At 64.3% G+C, this 18,603-nt stretch carries 19 protein-coding genes; 15 read left to right on the forward strand and 4 right to left on the reverse strand.

Going from position 1 to position 18,603, the window contains the following annotated elements; genetic code table 11:
* Nucleotides 1-44: 44 nt before the first annotated feature.
* A complete protein-coding gene (locus FY036_RS10275; protein ID WP_148914633.1) occupies nucleotides 45-1,871 on the reverse strand; it encodes an ATP-binding protein in 1,827 nt (608 codons plus the stop codon).
* A gap of 114 nt (nucleotides 1,872-1,985) precedes the next feature.
* A complete protein-coding gene (locus FY036_RS10280; protein WP_148914634.1) occupies nucleotides 1,986-2,543 on the reverse strand; it encodes a dihydrofolate reductase family protein in 558 nt (185 codons plus the stop codon).
* A gap of 297 nt (nucleotides 2,544-2,840) precedes the next feature.
* Here FY036_RS10280 and FY036_RS10285 point away from each other — a divergent pair, with 297 nt between their 5' ends.
* The 9 genes from FY036_RS10285 to FY036_RS10325 all read left to right on the forward strand — a co-directional run bounded on the left by FY036_RS10285 (nucleotide 2,841) and on the right by FY036_RS10325 (nucleotide 9,135).
* Nucleotides 2,841-4,628: an acetolactate synthase 3 large subunit gene (locus tag FY036_RS10285; protein ID WP_148914635.1), complete on the forward strand. Its 1,788-nt coding sequence runs from the start codon at nucleotides 2,841-2,843 to the stop codon at nucleotides 4,626-4,628.
* A gap of 62 nt (nucleotides 4,629-4,690) precedes the next feature.
* Nucleotides 4,691-4,975 carry an AbrB/MazE/SpoVT family DNA-binding domain-containing protein gene (locus tag FY036_RS10290; RefSeq protein ID WP_148914636.1) on the forward strand — a complete coding sequence of 95 codons (285 nt, stop codon included), beginning with the start codon at nucleotides 4,691-4,693 and terminating at the stop codon, nucleotides 4,973-4,975.
* Entirely contained in the window at nucleotides 4,959-5,354 is a 396-nt protein-coding gene (locus FY036_RS10295) for a type II toxin-antitoxin system VapC family toxin (protein ID WP_161601122.1), read from the forward strand. The genes FY036_RS10290 and FY036_RS10295 overlap by 17 nt, the downstream gene beginning before the upstream one ends.
* A 22-nt stretch (nucleotides 5,355-5,376) precedes the next feature.
* The gene (gene ilvN, locus FY036_RS10300; protein WP_148914638.1) at nucleotides 5,377-5,955 is read left to right on the forward strand and encodes an acetolactate synthase small subunit; all 579 of its coding nucleotides are present in this window, start codon (nucleotides 5,377-5,379) and stop codon (nucleotides 5,953-5,955) included.
* Nucleotides 5,956-5,965: 10 nt separating this feature from the next.
* The gene (locus FY036_RS10305; protein WP_148914639.1) at nucleotides 5,966-6,562 is read left to right on the forward strand and encodes a LysE family translocator; all 597 of its coding nucleotides are present in this window, start codon (nucleotides 5,966-5,968) and stop codon (nucleotides 6,560-6,562) included.
* A 57-nt stretch (nucleotides 6,563-6,619) separates the two neighbouring features.
* On the forward strand, nucleotides 6,620-7,132 hold the full coding sequence (locus FY036_RS10310; protein WP_148914640.1) for a hypothetical protein: 513 nt from the start codon (nucleotides 6,620-6,622) through the stop codon (nucleotides 7,130-7,132).
* 182 nt (nucleotides 7,133-7,314) lie between these two features.
* Nucleotides 7,315-7,575 carry a type II toxin-antitoxin system VapB family antitoxin gene (locus tag FY036_RS10315; protein ID WP_148914706.1) on the forward strand — a complete coding sequence of 87 codons (261 nt, stop codon included), beginning with the start codon at nucleotides 7,315-7,317 and terminating at the stop codon, nucleotides 7,573-7,575.
* Nucleotides 7,575-7,964, forward strand: a complete 390-nt coding sequence (locus tag FY036_RS10320; protein WP_148914641.1) for a type II toxin-antitoxin system VapC family toxin — start codon at nucleotides 7,575-7,577, stop codon at nucleotides 7,962-7,964. The genes FY036_RS10315 and FY036_RS10320 overlap by 1 nt, the downstream gene beginning before the upstream one ends.
* 43 nt (nucleotides 7,965-8,007) lie before the next feature.
* A complete protein-coding gene (locus tag FY036_RS10325; protein ID WP_148914642.1) occupies nucleotides 8,008-9,135 on the forward strand; it encodes an ATP-dependent DNA helicase in 1,128 nt (375 codons plus the stop codon).
* Here FY036_RS10325 and FY036_RS10330 read toward each other — a convergent pair whose 3' ends face one another.
* Entirely contained in the window at nucleotides 9,136-9,543 is a 408-nt protein-coding gene (locus tag FY036_RS10330; protein WP_148914643.1) for a SpoIIAA family protein, read from the reverse strand.
* A gap of 122 nt (nucleotides 9,544-9,665) precedes the next feature.
* On the opposite strand from FY036_RS10330, the gene FY036_RS10335 reads away from it, so the two are divergent.
* Together FY036_RS10335 and FY036_RS10340 are read left to right on the forward strand one after the other, a co-directional pair.
* Nucleotides 9,666-10,406, forward strand: a complete 741-nt coding sequence (locus FY036_RS10335; RefSeq protein ID WP_148914644.1) for a pyridoxine 5'-phosphate synthase — start codon at nucleotides 9,666-9,668, stop codon at nucleotides 10,404-10,406.
* A 129-nt stretch (nucleotides 10,407-10,535) separates the two neighbouring features.
* Entirely contained in the window at nucleotides 10,536-12,470 is a 1,935-nt protein-coding gene (locus tag FY036_RS10340; RefSeq protein ID WP_148914645.1) for a potassium transporter Kup, read from the forward strand.
* Between the two features lie 39 nt (nucleotides 12,471-12,509).
* On the opposite strand, the gene FY036_RS10345 is transcribed toward FY036_RS10340, so the two are convergent.
* Entirely contained in the window at nucleotides 12,510-13,397 is an 888-nt protein-coding gene (locus tag FY036_RS10345) for an SDR family oxidoreductase (RefSeq protein WP_148914646.1), read from the reverse strand.
* 122 nt (nucleotides 13,398-13,519) lie between these two features.
* Between FY036_RS10345 and FY036_RS10350 the strand changes: the two genes are divergently transcribed.
* The 4 genes from FY036_RS10350 (at nucleotide 13,520) to FY036_RS10365 (ending at nucleotide 18,564) form a co-directional block, all read left to right on the forward strand.
* Entirely contained in the window at nucleotides 13,520-13,930 is a 411-nt protein-coding gene (locus tag FY036_RS10350; RefSeq protein ID WP_148914647.1) for a winged helix-turn-helix transcriptional regulator, read from the forward strand.
* 166 nt (nucleotides 13,931-14,096) lie between these two features.
* Nucleotides 14,097-16,211: a TonB-dependent siderophore receptor gene (locus tag FY036_RS10355; RefSeq protein WP_148914648.1), complete on the forward strand. Its 2,115-nt coding sequence runs from the start codon at nucleotides 14,097-14,099 to the stop codon at nucleotides 16,209-16,211.
* A 5-nt stretch (nucleotides 16,212-16,216) separates the two neighbouring features.
* Entirely contained in the window at nucleotides 16,217-17,479 is a 1,263-nt protein-coding gene (locus FY036_RS10360; RefSeq protein ID WP_148914649.1) for an MFS transporter, read from the forward strand.
* Nucleotides 17,476-18,564 carry a siderophore-interacting protein gene (locus FY036_RS10365; protein ID WP_148914650.1) on the forward strand — a complete coding sequence of 363 codons (1,089 nt, stop codon included), beginning with the start codon at nucleotides 17,476-17,478 and terminating at the stop codon, nucleotides 18,562-18,564. Before FY036_RS10360 ends, FY036_RS10365 begins: the two co-directional genes overlap by 4 nt.
* Nucleotides 18,565-18,603: the final 39 nt, after the last annotated feature.

Here is an 18,603-nt window from a genome sequence, read left to right on the forward strand (position 1 = left end):
ACAGGCTCGGCAGTTGGTTTCTGCCCGATGCCGACCGCCGATATCTATTCGTAGAGCCGCCTGAACGTCTCGTCGTCGATCCGGCGGCGCGGCTGGTCGCCGGCCTGCGGCAGCGGGCCTGAAGCGCCTTGCCCGTGGGGATCACCGGCCTGACGGAGCATGTCGACCGGCGTGCCGAACATCGAAGCTGCCTCGGTCTGTTGCGGGCGGCCGACGCTGCGCAGATTGCGCACCAGCGCCATCAGATCGACATCGTCGCTGTCGGATGCCGCGTCGCCCTGCGAATAGGTGTGCCCCGAGCCGGGCAGCAGCGATGGTGCCATGTATTCGAATTTCATGCGCATGGTGGTTGCGACGCCTTCGCCGAACGCGATGGCCTCGCGCTGTCCCATCGAGGACAGGAACGAAAGCGAGGAAGCGGACGAGTCGGCGATGGCCGAACGGATGATGTCCTGATCGATCTCGTTGGCGAGCCGCATCGCAAAGACCGTCGAGCATTGCGACAGCACCGTGGGGTCCAACTCGCCCGGCCTCTGTGTCACGATACCGAGATAGCAGCCATATTTGCGGCCCTCCTTGGCGATGCGCGACAGCGCGTGGCGCGTCGGCGCGAAGCCCAGCCGCGTGTCGGAAGGCATGTAGCGGTGGGCTTCTTCGCACAGCACTAGAAGCTTCAGCTTGCCGTGGCTGTTGAGCGCCAGGTCGAAGGCAAGCCGCGCCAGCACCGAGCAGACCGAATTGACCACCTCGGAAGGCAGGCCCGCCAGCTCGAAGCAGGTGATCGGCCGTCCCTCGTGCGGGACGCGGAAAATCCGGCCGATGGTCTCGTGGATGTTGTCGTCGATCAGGCGCGAGCCGAACATGAAGCGATAGCGCGGGTCGTTGATCGCCGCGTCGATGCGGATGCGCAGCGCGCGGTAGATCGGGCGGTCGTTTTTGGTGTCGAGCTGCCCGATGCGCTCGTCGATGATCTTGAGCACGTCGGCGACGCGATAGGGCACCGGCGTATCGGCGGTGATGCCGTTGGCGTCGCTGGAACGGCGCATGAGGCCATTGTGGCTCGGATTGCGGTAGAGGTGCTTGGCAAGCGGCACCAGCTCGCGCAGCAGGTCCACCTCCTCGGGGATGGGATCGCGGCCGCGATAGAGCACCTCGACCAGCTCTTCCAGCCGGAACAGCCAGAACGGCAGGTCGAGCGACGTGGTGTCGATGCGGATCGAGCGGTCGGGAAACGCCGAGGAGAACTCGTTGTGCGGGTCCAGGATCAGCACGCGCAGATCCGGCCGCGCCTCGATGGCCTTGCGCAGCAGCAGCGACACGGCGGTCGACTTGCCGACGCCCGTGGTGCCCACCACGGCGAAATGGCGGTTCAGCGTGTCGTCGATGGCAATGCGCGCCTCGATGGCGTCGTCCTGCGAGAGCTGGCCGATGGTCAGCGCGTGGCGCCCGGCAAGATCGTACACCGCCTCCAGATCGCGCGCGCGGATACGGTGCGAAATCGCGCCGATATGCGGGTAGGCGGTGATGCCGCGGTCGAAGGCGGGCTTGCCGCCTTCCGTATCGCGCACCTCGCCGATGAGCTCGACATGCACGCTGATGGGATTGGGCTCGTCCTCGTTCCATGTCTGGACGGGCGTCTCGACCCGGTAGACGAGGCCGACGGTGCGGATGTCGCCGAGATTGATGGAAACCATGCGCCCGACGGTCCAAAGCCCGCGCGTGGCTTCCGTGCCGTCGCTTGCATAGGCTGCCAGCGTTGCGCGCGCACCATCGCACTGCACCACGCGGCCAAGCACGCGCGAGTCCGGCTGCGCCCTGTCGCGCCGCTCCTGACTCGTCGTCTCGCCGATTTCCGCGCGTTCAACGAACATCAATATCCCGATCCCCGCTATCGTGATGCAACCTTAGCGGGGACCGGGTTAAAGTGGGGTGAGGCGGGATGGTTGAAACGCGGTAAACATGAACGGGAAGATTGTAACTACTTGCTAGCCGGCGGGCGCGTAGCGCAGCAACAGCACGTCCTCCGGCAGCCGCTCGCTGCCGAGTGGCTTGAGGTCCAGCGGCACGCCGTGTGCGAAGTATGGTTTGCCCCCGCCGGCGACCGAGGGATAGACGAAGAGCTGATATTCGTCGATCAGGCCCCAGCGGCCGAAGCTGGCCGCCAGTTCCGCGCCGGAAACCGAGATGTCGCCTTCGGTCTCCGCCTTGAGTGCTCTTGCCGCGGCTTCGACATCGTCGCTCACCAGCCGGGCGTTTGCCCCCACTTCTTTCAACGTCGTCGATATGACCACCTTTGGCGTCTGCTGCCAGAAATGGGCGAACTCGCGCTCGAAATCCGTGATCGACGGATCGCGGTCGTAGGTATCCCAGACGCGCATCACCTCGTACATGCGCCGGCCGTATATATCGAGGGCTATGTTGCGCTGCATCTCGTTGAAGTAGCGGTGCAGTTGCTCTTTCGGCCCCGACCACTGCGATGCGCCTGCCGCTCCTTCGATGTAGCCGTCCAGCGACGTGAGCATGCCGTAGATAATCCGGCCCATGGCTTCCTCCAAACCGATTAGTTTTTGCAAGCGGTTTTATAATGCAGGGTCCGAAATGGCGCAACACGCGCGGCGCACAAATGCAGTTGACACATGCTCGCAAGGCCTCTTATTGTCCGCGCCCATGAACATCTCGACGATCATTCTCGTAGGAAGGCGCGTGGGCAAGGCGGTGTAACCGCCGGGCGACAGCTTCCCATGCGCAAACACAGGCTCCTCCGGGGGCCTTTTTTATTGCCCGCAACACCGATAAACGACCACATGCGCGAAGCGCGAAGACAGGACGGGAAGAGACCGATGAGCAAGGCAGGAAATGATGCCGGCAGACGCGAGATGTCCGGCGCGGAGATGGTGGTGCAGGCGCTGAAGGATAACGGCGTCGAGCATGTCTTCGGTTATCCGGGCGGGGCGGTTCTTCCGATCTACGACGAAATCTTCCAGCAGGAGGACGTGCAGCACATTCTGGTGCGCCACGAGCAGGGCGCGGGCCATGCCGCCGAGGGCTATGCCCGTTCCACCGGCAAGGCGGGCGTCATGCTGGTGACCTCCGGCCCCGGCGCGACCAACGCGGTGACGCCGCTGCAGGACGCGCTGATGGATTCCATCCCGCTCGTCTGCATCACCGGCCAGGTTCCCACCTCGCTGATCGGCTCCGACGCGTTCCAGGAGTGCGACACGGTCGGCATCACGCGCCCCTGCACCAAGCACAACTGGCTGGTGAAGGACGTGAACGATCTCTCGCGCATTATTCATGAGGCCTTCCACATCGCCACGACCGGGCGGCCGGGACCGGTGGTCGTCGACATTCCCAAGGACGTGCAGTTCGCGAAGGGCATCTACACGCCGCCGCAGCAGGCCCCGCGCACGTCCTACAGCCCGAAGATTCAGGGCGACCTCGAACAGATCAAGCAGGCCGTCGCACTGATGGCGAATGCGAAACGTCCGATCATCTATTCGGGCGGCGGCGTCGTGAATTCGGGGCCTGAGGCCAGTCATCTTCTGCGCGAACTGGTCGATCTGACCGGCTTTCCCATCACCTCCACACTCATGGGGCTGGGCGCCTATCCGGCATCCGGCAAGAGCTGGCTCGGCATGCTGGGCATGCACGGCACTTACGAAGCCAACATGGCCATGCACGACTGCGACGTGATGGTGTGCCTGGGCGCGCGCTTCGACGACCGCATCACCGGCCGCCTCAACGCGTTCTCGCCCAATTCCAAGAAAATCCACATCGACATCGACCCGTCCTCGCTCAACAAGAACGTGCATGTCGATATTCCCATCCTGGGCGATGTCGGCCGTGCGCTGGAAGACATGGTGCGGCTGTGGCGTGCCACCGCCAAGGCCGACAAGAGCGCGCTGCACCCGTGGTGGGAGCAGATCGCGCGCTGGCGCGCCCGCGACTCGCTCGCCTACAAGGCCAATGACGACGTCATCATGCCGCAATACGCGATCCAGCGGCTGTATGAACTGACCAAGACCCGCGAAACCTACATCACCACCGAGGTGGGCCAGCACCAGATGTGGGCGGCCCAGCACTACGGCTTCGAGAAGCCCAACCGCTGGATGACCTCCGGCGGGTTGGGAACCATGGGCTACGGCCTGCCGGCTGCACTCGGCGTCCAGATCGCCCATCCAGACGCGCTGGTCGTCGACATTGCCGGCGACGCCTCGGTGCAGATGACTATGCAGGAGATGTCGACGGCCGTTCAATACAACGCGCCGATCAAGATCTTCATCCTCAACAACCAGTACATGGGCATGGTGCGCCAGTGGCAGCAGCTTCTGCACGGCAACCGCCTGTCGCACTCCTATACCGAGGCGATGCCCGACTTCGTGCTGATGGCGCAGGCCTTCGGCGCGCACGGCATCCGCTGCGAAAAGCCCGGCGAGCTCGACGCTGCGATCCAGGAGATGATCGACGTGAAGAAACCGGTGCTTTTCGACTGCCGCGTCGCCGCACTCGCCAACTGCTTCCCGATGATCCCCTCGGGCAAGGCGCACAACGAGATGCTGCTGCCTGACGAGGCCACCGACGAAGTCGTCGCCAACGCCATCGACGCCAAGGGCAGGGAGCTGGTGTAGTGCGGCTTGAAGTAAGACGTGGTGGATGATAAAGTCTTACTGCGTCTTACTTGGAGGCAGTCATGAACGTTCGGGCTAAGGTGTCGAGCAAGGGACAGGTCGTGATCCCGAAGCAAATCCGGGACGATCTCGGCATCGCGGAAGGGAGCGAGGTTGAGTTCGTTCCGAAGGCGGGCGGATTCTTCGTCCAGCTGGTGGAGGACTTCGATCCACGATATCCGCGGGTTCCCGCTGGCGAGTTCCTGAAACACGTTGTCCGGATCGCGAGACCGTTCCCGACTGATGAAGAGATCGAACAAGCCATGCTCGCAGAGGCCGCGCGGAGGTACAATGCCACTCGCGATTGACACGAATGTCCTTGCGCGAGCTCTGGTCGACGACGGCTCGGAACAAGCCCGGCGATCACGTACGTTGCTTAGCGAAAGGGAAGTCTTCCTGCCCGACTCCGTGCTTCTGGAAACCGAATGGTTGCTGCGCAGCATCATGAAACTCGACAGGATCCACATCAATCGTACGCTCGGGACCCTTCTTGCCAGCGCGAACATACGTTTTTCCGACCGCCGGGGGCTTGCCGACGTCGTTGCATCCCACGGCGCAGGGCTCGATTTCGCGGATGCCATGCATCTTCATGCGTCGAAAGAATGCGACGGCCTTGCAACTTTCGACGCCGACTTCAGACGCCGCGCCAAAAAGATCGCCGGAACCGTTCCGGTCGTCTCACCCTGATGAAAGTTAGAGAAATCTCGACATGAACGCCCAGCTTCAGCCTTCCGGCTCCGCCTATTTCATCGCCAAGGAAACCGAGAGTGCCGAGAAGCATACGCTCTCGGTGCTTGTCGACAACGAGCCGGGCGTCCTTGCCCGCGTCATCGGCCTGTTCTCCGGACGCGGCTACAATATCGACAGCCTGACCGTCTCGGAGACCGAGCACGAAAAGCACCTTTCTCGCATCACCATCGTGACGCGCGGCACCCCGCACGTGCTGGAGCAGATCAAGCACCAGCTCGAGCGCATCGTGCCGGTCCACCGGGTCAACGACCTGACGGTCATCGCCCGCGAGATGGGGCAGGAGCGCCCGCTGGAGCGCGAGCTGGCGCTTGTGAAGGTGCGCGGCACCGGCAACGAGCGCGTCGAGGCTCTGCGGCTGGCGGAAGCCTTCCGCGCAAACGTCATCGACGCCAATACCGAGCATTTCATCTTCGAGATCACCGGGCGCGTCTCCAAGATCGAGCAGTTCATCGCGATCCTGAAGCCGCTTGGGCTTGTGGAAGTATGCCGCACCGGCGTGGCGGCCATGAACCGCGGCCCGCAGGGCATGGAAGCCTGACGCCCGCATCATGCCCTTCGACGTTTTCATGGCGCTGGTCGTCTTCGCCTTCGTGACCTCGATCACGCCGGGCCCCAACAATTTCATGCTGATGGCGTCGGGCGTGAATTTCGGCTTCCGCCGCACGATCCCGCACATGCTGGGCATTGGGGCGGGCTTTCTCTCGCTTCTGCTTTGCGTCGGCTTCGGGCTCGGCGCGGTGCTGACCGCCTATCCGGCTTTGCATATCGGCCTCAAGATCGCGGGTGGTGCCTATCTGCTCTATCTCGCATGGCGCATCGCCATGTCGCGCTCCATGAGTGAGAAGAACGGCAAGGCCGCGCGACCGATGACCTTTCTGGAGGCGGCAGCCTTCCAGTGGGTCAACCCCAAGGCATGGGTCATGGCCGTCACCGCCATGGCGATCTACACCAACCCGGCCGCTCCGTTCCTGTCGGTGGTGCTCGTCGCCGTGGCGTTCGCTCTAGTCAATTTGCCAAGCGTCTCGACCTGGGCGGGCTTCGGCATGGCGCTGCGCGGGTTCCTTTCGGACCCCGCGCGGCTCAAATGGTTCAATATCGCCATGGGCGTCGCGCTTGCTATCAGCCTGTGGCCGATGCTGCGGTAGGCGCTGGCCCAAACGCGCCAATCGACGCGTCGGGGCCGCGGTGGTAGCTTTGCCGCCATGTTGGACAGGGTGTTCTCGCTGAAGGGAGTGCTCACGACGGCCGGCGTCCTGCTGGCCGTCCTGTTCGCCATCGGCTGGATGACCCGCGAGGACCCCGCCGACAAGCCCTATCTGCGCATCGTCGGCGGCGGCTTCATCTTCAACTATCGCGTCGCGGACGCGTTCTACGGCTTCACCGCGATCGTCCAGCGGCCGTTGCCTACGGGTTCGATCGTCGAAGCGTCCTTCGAAGATCCGGCCGGCGGCGCGCCGCATGTTGTGCGCCAGCGCATCGGCGGGCCGGAAATGACGCGCTTCGCCATGCGCTCTCCGCCGGTGCGCGGCGTCAAGGCGTCGAAGCCCTATCAGGTCGCCATCCGCATCCTCGACCGCGAGGAGCGTCACGTGCTGTGGACGCATCAGACCGATTTCCGCAGCCAGTTGGACGACAGCGTGGTGCCTGACCAGCCGCTGACAATCGGGCCTGGCTATGCGAAGAATCCGCAGGCGGCGCCATCTACCCATAATTGAATTTTTCTATGTTTGCGAGTTATGGTTGTTTCCCATATTTGGGAGGCTGCGGATATTTTGACCGACGTTCTGGGATTGAATATGTTCCGTTTATGTTCTAAGAATGTAGACGAATTCTTCGCGTATATGCAACCAGAGCGCGCTTCGGGTTGGTTGTACACATACCATAAGTGGTGTATATGATGGCGATACATGTAAAAGACCCCAAGACAGACGCACTCGTGAGGAGGCTTGCGGAAATGAGAGGGATCGGCATCACAGAGGCAATAAAGGAGGCAGTGGAGGAGTCTCTCGCCGCCGACCGTGCTCAGAACAGCGAGCCTGTCGAAGCGCTGCGCCGCAAACTCCAGCCGTTGCGCGACGAAATGAAGGCATACGGGAAGTCCGACGCTAAAATCGACAAGCAGTTCTATGACACGCTTTGGGAAGAGGAGGGGATGTGATGTACCTCGATACTTCCTCGATGATCGCCATACTCGTCTCCGAGCCGGAAGGCGACGAGATGATCGAACGGCTTGGATCTTACGAGCGGCGTGTCACTTCGATCGTCACCATGTTCGAGACCATCCTGTCTCTGGGAAAAATCACTGGTGACAGGGAAAATGCGCCGAGACAGGTCAGGCAGTTCATTCGTGCGGCTGGCATCGAGGTGGTTGCGGTGGACGCAACGGCATCCGATGCCTTCATTGAAGCCTACCAAACCTATCACCGAGGGGCAGAGCATCCCGCGAAGCTCAGTTTCGGAGATTGTATCAGCTACGCTATCGCCAAGACGCTCGGGCTGCGACTCCTCTACAAGGGCGACGATTTTGCCCGCACCGACCTCGCCTGAGACGCCCCTTGCCCATGCAGCGCGAATCCCGCACTAACGCGCGATGCAGTTCTCACCTCAACAGGATGAAGCTCTCAAGGCCGTCGCTCGCTGGCTGAAGGAAGGGCGCAAGCCGCTGTTCCGATTGTTCGGCTATGCCGGCACCGGCAAGACGACGCTGGCGCGCTATTTCGCCGAGCATGTCGACGGACAGGTGCAGTTCGCGGCCTTCACCGGCAAGGCGGCACAAGTGCTGCGCGCCAAGGGTGCCAGCAACGCCCGCACGATCCACTCGCTGATATACCGTCCGCGCGGCGAGGAAGCGGTGGAGGACGAGACCACCGGCAAGACCTCGATCAATCCCACGTTCTCGCTCAACCGCCAGAGCCCTATCGCAAAGGCCGCGCTGGTGGTGGTCGACGAGTGCTCGATGGTGGATGAACAACTCGGCCGCGACCTGATGAGCTTCGGCACGCCGATCCTCGTTCTGGGCGACCCGGCGCAGCTTCCGCCGATCTCGGGCGGCGGCTTCTTTACCGAGCACGATCCGGACCACCTGCTGACCGAAATCCACCGGCAGGCGCGAGACAACCCGATCATCCGCCTGGCGCTGGATGTGCGCGAGGGGCGCGAGTTCATGATGGGCGACTACGGCACCGCCCGCGTGATCGGCCGCGAGGACGTGGATCAGGACCTGGTGCTGGCGGCCGATCAGGTGCTGGTCGGCACCAACCGCACGCGGCGGCGCTACAACCAGCGCCTGCGGCAGCTCAAGGGCTTCGATGCCGCCTATCCGCAGGCAGGCGACAAGCTGGTTTGCCTCCGCAACGACCCGGCCAAGGGACTGCTCAACGGTTCGCTCTGGAAGGTGATGACCTCGTCGCGGGAGACGGTGAAGCCGGGCATCAACCTCCTCGTATCGCCCGAGGAGGACGATCCCGATCGCGGTGTCGCCAAGATCAAGCTGCTGAAGGCCGCTTTCGAGGATCCCGACGCCGACATACCCTGGCAGCAGAAGAAGCGCTTCGACGATTTCGACTACGGCTACGCGCTCACCGTGCACAAGGCGCAGGGCTCGCAGTGGGATGAGGTCGTGCTGTTCGACGAGAGCTTCGCCTTCAAGGACACGCGGCAGCGCTGGCTTTACACGGCCATCACCCGCGCGGCCGAGCGCCTGACAGTGGTGCGCTGACTACACGCGCTCCTCGATCTCGCGCGCGCCGATCCACTCCCACGCCTGCTGTTCGTCTTCAGCCGAGAAGTGGCGCGCTTCGGCGCCCGAGCCCGGCTCGAACAGGGCGGTGACACGCGAAGCCCAGCCGCCGTCGTCGATCACCGCGCACTTGCCCACATTCTGCGCGACATGCGTGCGCATGTAGGCCGCCGTCTCGGGCGACAGGTCGGCAATGTCCACGCTCGTCAGGTCCACCAGCCTGACCAGAAGGTCGATATGGGGATTCAGCGCGTATGCGCCTTCCAGCAGGCCGCACAGGTTTTCCGCGTCGGCGGAGGTGAACTCGCCGGTGATCTCGACTGCAAAGGCGTCTGCGCGATCGGTTTCGATGCGACGGACGGCGGGAACCCGTTCCAATGGGCGCATGTCTGCTCCTTTTCTGCCGCGGCTTTCACGCCGCCTGCTCTGGAACACACGAAACCCGGTGTCTGTTCCGCATCTTAACGATATAGGATGGCCGACGCCACCAACCGGAAGACCTCGAAACGATGCCCGCCAAGCTTTCCGTCAACCTCAACGCCATCGCGATGCTGCGCAACCGGCGCGACCTGCCGTGGCCGAGCGTGACGGGGCTCGGCCGCATCGCGCTGCAGGCCGGCGCGCACGGTTTGACGGTGCACCCGCGTCCGGACCAGCGCCACACGCGCCGCTCAGACCTGCCCGAGTTGCGCGCGCTCATCGACGACGAGTTTCCGCAAGCAGAGTTCAACGTCGAGGGCTATCCCGACGAGGATTTCCTGCAACTGGTTGAGGCCAACCAGCCCGATCAGGTGACACTGGTGCCGGACGACCCCTCGCAGCCCACCTCCGACCATGGCTGGAACTTCGTGGAGCAGGGCGCTTGGCTCACGCCTATCGTCGCGCGGCTGAAGAAGGGGGGCTTTCGCGTTTCGCTGTTTTCCGACCCCGATCCTGCGGGAATGGAGGCCGCGAAGTCGACCGGCACCGACCGGATCGAGCTCTATACCGGTCCCTACGGCGGCACATACGACCGGCCGGAAAAGGCAGTGGCCCGGCTCGAAGAACTGGGTGTCGCGGCCGATGCGGCCCTCGCGCTGGGGCTGGATGTCAATGCCGGCCACGACCTGACGGTCGCCAACCTGCCTGCGCTGGCACGGCGTATCCCGCGACTAGCCGAGGTTTCCATCGGCCACGGCCTCACGGCCGACGCGCTTGAATACGGCATGGCCGAGACGGTACGCCGGTTTCTCAAGGCCTCTGGCTGGTAGACATATCTCGGTCTAGAATGAGCCGTGCGTCTTGCGCATGGCGGCACGCTCGAGCTATTGCAAAGCAGCATTTGTTGTTGCGCTGCAGCAGGAGTAAATACCCCGCCCGTCCTTGAAGGAGGGCACAATATGCATACCGATGCAGAAGGTTCTGCCGACGCAGACCATTTGGCCGCCAATGGCGGCCGAGAAACACACTCTACGAAATCTTCGCAATCGACTGCCGCGCTGGCACTGGGCGCTGTCGGTGTCGTGTATGGCGACATCGGAACCAGCCCGATTTACGCGCTGCGCGAAGCCACTCGCGCGGTCGCGGGCGATCGCCCTCCCACCGAGGCCGAAATGCTCGGCATCCTGTCGATCATCGTCTGGTCGCTGACGCTGATCGTGTCGATCAAATACGTGCTGTTCGTCCTGCGCGCCGACAACAACAACGAAGGCGGCACGCTTTCGCTGATGGCGCTGGCGCGGCGCGATGCAGGCTCCTATGCGCCGGCGATCCTGCTTCTGGGCATGGTCGGCGCCGCATTGTTCTTCGGCGACGCGATCATCACCCCGGCGATTTCCGTCCTGTCGGCGGTCGAAGGCCTTGAGGTCGTCACGCCGGCCTTCTCCGAATACGTGATCGCCATCACGCTGGCCATCCTGCTGACCCTGTTTGCCGTCCAGCGCTTCGGCACTGCGCGCGTGGCCAGCGTATTCGGGCCCATCACGGCAACCTGGTTCGTTACGCTGGGCGCGTCGGGCGCGGTGGAACTGGCCGAGTATCCGGCGGTGCTGGCAGCGCTCGACCCCAGCTATGCGGTGCTGTTCATGATCGACCACAGCGGCGTTGCGCTGGTCGTCATGGGTGCGGCATTCCTTGCCGTCACGGGTGCGGAAGCGATCTACGCCGATCTGGGCCATTTCGGGCGCAGGCCCATCGTGCTGGCATGGTTCGCGCTGGTGTTTCCCGCACTGCTCATCAACTATTTCGGGCAGGGCGCCTATGTCATCTCGCATGGCGGCGTGGTGGAGCAGCCGCTGTTCCAGATGGTGCCTCAATGGGCGACGCTGCCGATGGTGATACTAGCGACCATGGCCACCGTCATCGCCAGCCAGGCCGTCATCACCGGCGCCTATTCGCTCACCCGGCAGGCGATCCAGCTGCAGCTGCTGCCGCGCCTTGAGGTGCAGCACACGTCAGAGACGCAGTCGGGCCAGATCTACATGCCGCAGGTCAATCTTCTGCTCCTCATCGGCGTGGTTATCCTGGTGGCCGAGTTCGGCTCGTCCGGCGCGCTTGCCTCGGCCTACGGCATTTCCGTTGCCGGCGAGATGGTCGTCACCGCGCTGCTGCTCTTCTTCGTCGTCTGGCGCACATGGCGGCGCTCGGTATGGCTGGCGGCGCTTCTGATCACGCCATTCCTTCTGCTCGATCTCACCTTCCTGTGGGCCAACGCGCAGAAGATCGGCGACGGCGGCTGGGTCTCCATCGCCGTGGCAGCGGTGCTGACGGTGATGATGGTGACGTGGCGCAAGGGCAGCCGGCTGCTGTTCCGCAAGACCCGCAAGTCCGAGGTTCCCCTGGCGTTGCTGACCGACAACCTCGCGGCCAAGCGGCCGACGCTGGTCAGCGGCACCGCCGTGTTCCTGACCAGCGATCCCGAGAGCGCGCCCACCGCGCTCATGCACAGCCTGAAGCACTACCACGTGCTGCACGAGAAGAACGCGATCCTCACGGTCGAGATGACCGAAGAACCCTACGTGGCCGAGCACCGGCGGGCGAAGATCACCGAGATCAACGACCTGTTCATGCGGGTGGTGCTGCGCTTCGGCTACATGGAGCAGCCGAACGTCCCCAAGGCGCTGGCGGTCTGCCGCAAGCAGGGCTGGAAGTTCGACATCATGTCGACCTCGTTCTTCGTGTCGCGCCGGTCGCTGCGTATCTCGCGGCGCTCGCTGATGCCGCGCTGGCAGGACAAGCTGTTCATGGCGCTGGCGCGCAACGCCAGCGACGCCAGCGCCTACTTCCAGATCCCGACCGGGCGCGTGGTCGAAATCGGCACGCAGGTCACGCTTTGAGGGCAGGGGCAGCGCGGCAACGCGCCGCCCCTTGTCCCATCAGCCGGCCAGAGCCGCCTTGTTTGCAACGAGAAAGTCGCGCAGCGGGCGGGGCTTCCTGCCAGTCAGGCGTGCAACGTCATCGGTGCGTTCGCCGAGGTCGCCTTCGCGCGTCGCCGTGTCGAACGAGACGAGCGTCGGGATCACCGGCTCCGGCACGCCGGCGGCCTTCATTCCTTCGGCCAGTTGCGCGTCGGTGAGGTTCACCACCGCGATCGGCTTGCCGAGCACGTCCGAGGCGAGCGCTGCTATTTCCGCGTTGGTGAACGCTTCGTCGCCGGTGAGCGTATAGGTGGCGCTGTCTTCGGGCGGGTTGGCCAGCGCGGCTGCGATGGCCGCCGCGATGTCGTCGCGGGCGACGAAGGCGGTGCGCCCGTCGCCGGCCGAGGTGTACCACTGGCCGGTCCCCGCCGCCTGCGGCAGGCTCATATGCAGGTTTTCCTGATACCAGTTGTTGCGGAAGATCAGATAGGGAAGGCCGGTCGCCTTCACCGCCTCCTCGGACTGGCGATGGTCCGGCGCAAAGCCGACATGCGAACTCTCCGCCTTCGGCAGCGACGTATAGGCGATGCGGCCCACGCCTGCCTTCGCAGCCGCAGCAATCGCGGCCTTGTGCTGGCGCAGGCGCGTGCCCGCACCGTCGAGCGCGTCGGTGGAGATGACGAGGACCGTGCCGACGCCCGCAAAGCCGCTTTCGAGGCTGGCGGCATCGTCGAAGTCGATCCTGCGGACCGTGACGCCCCTGGCGGCCAGATCGGACAGCTTCTGCGGGTCGCGGGTACCTGCGATGATGCGCTGCGGGGCGACGCCTCGGTCGCCGAGCAAATGGTCGATGACGAGCCGGCCGAGATGGCCCGACGCGCCGGTGACGAGAATCGTGTCGCTCATGATGATGAATCCTGCCGGTTTCTGTTGAAGCTCTCTTTTCGAGACCAGCACTACATTGTAGATTGGGGCGGACTCGTAAAGGAGGCAGTTTCGCCTCTGCTGGTTACGTGGAAGGAACCACCATGGACGCGACGGCGGCCTCGGCACGGCGCAGGATCGAGATTTACAGGGCGGATGTCGCCAATGGCGGGCTGGACAACTGCCCGATCCGCTCCGTGGTGCAGAACATATCCGGCAAGTGGAGCGCGCTGCTGCTGATGGCGCTTGCCGAGCAGCCCTACCGCTTCGGCGAACTGCGGCGTCTGGTGCCGGACATCTCGCAGCGCATGCTGACCCAGACGCTGCGCGACCTGCAGCGCGACGGCTATGTGCAGCGCGAGGTGTTCCCCACCAAGCCGCCAAGCGTCGAATACAGCCTCACCGACCTTGGGCGGTCGATGTACGATTCGATCCAGCACCTTTTCAACTGGGCCGAAAACAACCACGCCAGCGTGCGCGCGGCACGGGCGCATTTCGACGCCACGGAAAGTTGAGCGCTCGTGCTCAGAGCGATCAGCGGTGGGAATTACCCCCGGTCGTCTCACGTTAAGTTGACATGGTGAGTCATCTTTAATAGCTGTGCGGTCAGGCAGCCCCGGTTCTGTGCGCGGATACGGCAACCCAACACGATAATCAGCTCTATTGTCGCAGGGTGCCGCCGTGCTTGCTCGCTCGTTTTTCCGTTCCTTCAACGTCACCCTGCTGACCGCCAGCGCGCTGACATGGCCCTCGCTCGTCGCGGCGCAGGAAGAGCCGACCGTGCTGGAGCGCATTCTGGTGCAGTCGGAGAGCAACGACATCCTCGTTCAGGAGGGCTATGTCGCCAAGCAGGACCGCATCGGCACCAAGGTCGACACGCCGATCGCCGATATCCCGCAGGCGATCTCGGTGGTGGCGCAGGACCAGATCGAGGACCAGAAGCCGCGCACCCTCAACGAGACGCTTTCCTACACCGCAAGCGCCAACCCCAACGGTTTCGGCTTCGACAGCCGCTACGACGCGTTCACGCTGCGCGGGTTCCCGGCCTACTACAACGGCATCTATCGCGATGGCCTGCGCCAGTTCAACGGCCCGTCAGCATGGTTCAAGACCGAGCCCTACGGTATCGAGGGCCTGACCGTCCTCAAAGGCCCCGCATCCTCGCTCTACGGCATCAGCGGCCCCGGCGGCATGGTCAATCTCGTGACCAAGCGGCCGAAGGACGAGCAGTTCCGCGAGGTGGAGGTGCTTCTTGGCGGCAACGACCGCTATCAGGCTGCGTTCGATTTCTCCGGTCCAGTCGATGAAGACGAGACCTTTCTCTATCGCCTGACCGGCCTGGCCCGCACGTCGAACACCGACCTTCTCGGCTATCCGGACGACAAGCTCTATCTCGCCCCGGCCTTCACTTGGAAGCCCGACGAGGACACGAAGCTGACCGTGCTGGGCGAGATTTCGCAGGCCGTCACCGGCGGCACGGGATTCTTCTACAACCCCGCCTATGGCGAGGTCTCCGATCTTTACGAGGGCGACCCGGCGTGGAACGATTTCGTCGGGCTTCAGGGCCGCATCGGCTACGAGTTCGAGCACCGCTTCAACGATGTGCTCACCGTGCGCCAGAACATGCGTTTCAATGCGGTAGACGCAGACCTGCAATATAGCGGGCACTACGTGGCCGATCCGACCGACCCGGATACGCTCTCGCGCTACTGGGGCCACTACAAGGAGAACATGAAGAACTTCGCCGTAGACAACATGGCGCAGTTCGAGTTCGACACGGGCCCGGTCAGCCACACCGCCGTCGCCGGTATCGACTATAGCTGGACCGACTACGATGCGATGAACGGCATCTCCTACGTGTCGGTCGACGATATCGCCAACATGCCGCTGTCCTTCTCCGGCAGCCAGCGCATGCATCAGGTGGGCGCCTATGTGCACGACCAGATGCAGTGGAACAACTTCACGCTGTTTGCCAGCGGCCGTCATGACTGGGTGGATACGCGCAGCGTCGACTACCTCTTCACCGACACCGACCAGAACGACAACGCCTTCTCCGGCCGCGTCGGACTTTCCTACCGTACCGACTGGGGCATCATCCCCTACGCCAACTATTCCACCTCGTTCTCGCCCAATATCGGCTTCGTCTACGACAGCGCCACCAACGCGCGCATGGTCGCCCGCCCGACCAAGGGCGAGCAGGTCGAGGTCGGCGTCAAATACGAGATCCCCGACTACAATGCCGTCATCAACGCGGCCGTGTTCAACATCGACCAGACGGACGGTGTGGTCTACGATGGTACGTTCGACGACGCCGGCAACCAGCGCCAGCGCCAGCTCGATCTGAACTCGCGCGGCTTCGAGCTCGAGGCCGCCGCCACGCTCGACAACGGGCTCGGCCTCGTCGGCTCCTACACCTACATGCGCATGAAGATCGAGCGCGGCGCTGCCGGTACGGAGGGCAACGAACTCTCGTCCTCGCCCAACCACATCTTCTCGCTCTGGGGCCACTACCGCTTCGCGGATGCCGCGCTCGCCGGCCTCGGGCTCGGCGCAGGCGTGCGCTATGTCGGCGAGAGCTTCGGCGACGACCTCAACTCGTTCAAGAACGAGGATCGCGTGTTCTTCGACGCCGCCGTCTCCTACGACTTCGGCGCACGCAATCCCGAGTTGGAAGGCCTGCTTCTGCAGGTCAACGCCAAGAACCTTTTCGACGAGCGGAAGAAGATTTGCACGGCCGGCAACTGCTACTGGGATGAGGGCCGCTCGGTCTACGGCAGCCTGCGCTACCGGTTCTGATCTCGATGGCCAAAGGCGAGCCCGCATCGCAGCCCGTCGCCGCCATCGTGCTGGCGGTGGGCGGCCTCTACGTGGCGCAAAGCGTGATCGGCGGCATCACGTGGAGCGGGCTTCCCGCAGTCCTTCGCGGCCAGGGGTTGGCGCTCGACGATGTCGGCCTGCTTTCGCTCATCGCGCTGCCCTGGGCGTTGAAATTCCTCTGGGCGCCGATGGTCGAGCGCTTTCGCCTTCCGCCTGTCGGCCGCAACCGGTCGGGCGTCATCGTCGCGCTCGGTGGCGGGATTTCCATTGCCGGTCTCGCGATCGTCGGGGCCATCGGGCCGAGCCCGCTCGCGCCGGTTCTGGCATGCCTCACCCTCGTTGCGTTTGCCGCGGCCACCGTGGACATCGCCTGCGACGGTTATGCCGTCGAAAGCCTGCCGCGTGCGCAGCATGGATGGGCCAACGCCGCGCAGGTGGGCGGTGCCTATCTGGGCTCGGCCATCGGGGGAGGGGTCTTCCTCGTGCTGGTGGCCCGCTTCGGCTGGATGCACGCCATGTGGGCCATGGCCCTGCTGCTGGTACTGCTTGGTGCACCGTTCCTTCTGCGCTGGCGGGCTTCGAGCCTGAGCGAGCATCGCGCGCACGTACCATCGCTTTCCGCCGCCCTGCGCAGGCCGGAGATACGCCGCGGCCTGCTTGCCGCTGCCCTCTACGTGCTGGCGCAGAAGACGGCGTTGATGATGCTCGGGCCGTTCCTCATCGACGCCGGGCTGAACCTCGCCACGCTCGGCATCCTCAACGGCGTCGGCAGCATGTTCCTCGGGCTCGGTGCCGCATTGCTCGGCGGCGGGCTGGTGCGCGTGCTGGGCGCGCGCGCCGTGCTCGTCATCGCGCTTGTGCTTCAGGCCATGGCACTCGCCGTGTTCGCGGCCAGCGACCTTTTCGCCGTCATGCCACTGCCCGTGCTGGTCGCGGTGGCCGTCGCCAGTTCGTCTGGCATCATGGCGCTGGGCTTCGTCGCTCTGTATGCGCAGTTCATGCACTGGTCGGACCCGCGGCAGGGCGGCATCGACTTCACCCTGTTCCAGTCGATGGATGCGCTGGTCAGCATGGCCGGCGGCGTGGCTGCCGGCCATGCTGCCGAACACCTCGGATACGGCGTCTTCTTCACCGCGGCGAGCCTGATAGCGCTGGTGACCATCCCGGCCATCGCAATGGTCACGGGAAGGCCTGCCCGGCCCGCGCCGGCATCCCCGAATCTCGCCCCTGTCGGAGAAAACCAGTGACCGCATCGCTTCCGCTGCGCGCAGAAACCACCATTCCCATGGCCTCCCCGCTCGACGTGATGGCGAAGCTGCGCGAGCACTTCGTCGAGCATGGCGAGGTCTCCGGTTCCGATGCGCGCTGGAGTGCGGCGTTCGGCATCGGTACGGTCGATGCGACGGCCGAGGATGCCGCGATGCGGTTCCGCGTGTCGGCTGCCGACCAGACCTCGCTCGCCTACCTGCAATGGGGCGTTACCGAGCATGTCGGCGAGTTCGCCTCCGGTCCCGCGCCCGAAGTGGTCTGGCAGGGCGGCCTCGGCGCAGGTGCCACGCTGCCCTATTTCCGCGAGATGCGTGTGGTGCGCGCGCTGCAGGTCACGCCGCGCATGCGCCGGCTGACGCTGGCGGGTGAAGACCTCCATCGCTTCAGCCATGACGGCCTGCATATCCGCCTGCTTCTGGCTCCGAAGGAGGGGGTGCAGCCGGTCTGGCCGGTGATGGCCGCCGATGGACGGCAGGCGTGGCCGGAAGGCCTGAGGCCGGTCAACCGCGTCTACACGATCCGCCGCATCGACGTGGAAGCCGGCGAGATCGACGTCGATTTCGTCCTGCATGAAGGCGATGACATGCCCGGCGCGACCTTCGCCGCGCAGGCGGTGGCAGGCGACGTGGTGGGCATGACCGGTCCCGGCGGCAGCGAACTGAAGGATGCCGACTGGTGCGTGCTCGCCGGCGATGAGACGGCACTGCCGGCGATCGGCCGCATGCTCGAGGACATGCCCGTCGGCCGCAGGGTGGTCGCGCTCATCGAGATCGCCGACGACGCGGAGCGCCAAAACCTGACGACGAAGGCTTCGCTCGACCTTCGATGGCTGGCGCGGGAGGGTCGTCCGGCCGGCACGACCAGCCTGTTGGTCGATGCGGTCCGCGAACTCGACTTTCCGGGCGACGACACGTCCATCTTCGTGTGGGCCGGGTGTGAGCATGCCGCGGCGCGCGAAATCCGCGCCCATCTGCGCAAGGAACGCGACCTGCCGCGTGGCCGCAGCGTCGTTGCCGCATATTGGCGGCGCGGAAAGAGCGGCGAGGTCGAGGACGCCGACTGAGCTTTCTGGTGGCATGTTGAAGATGCCGCTTGCCAAGGC

Source organism: Neoaquamicrobium microcysteis (assembly GCF_008180155.1).
Lineage (GTDB): Bacteria > Pseudomonadota > Alphaproteobacteria > Rhizobiales > Rhizobiaceae > Aerobium > Aerobium microcysteis.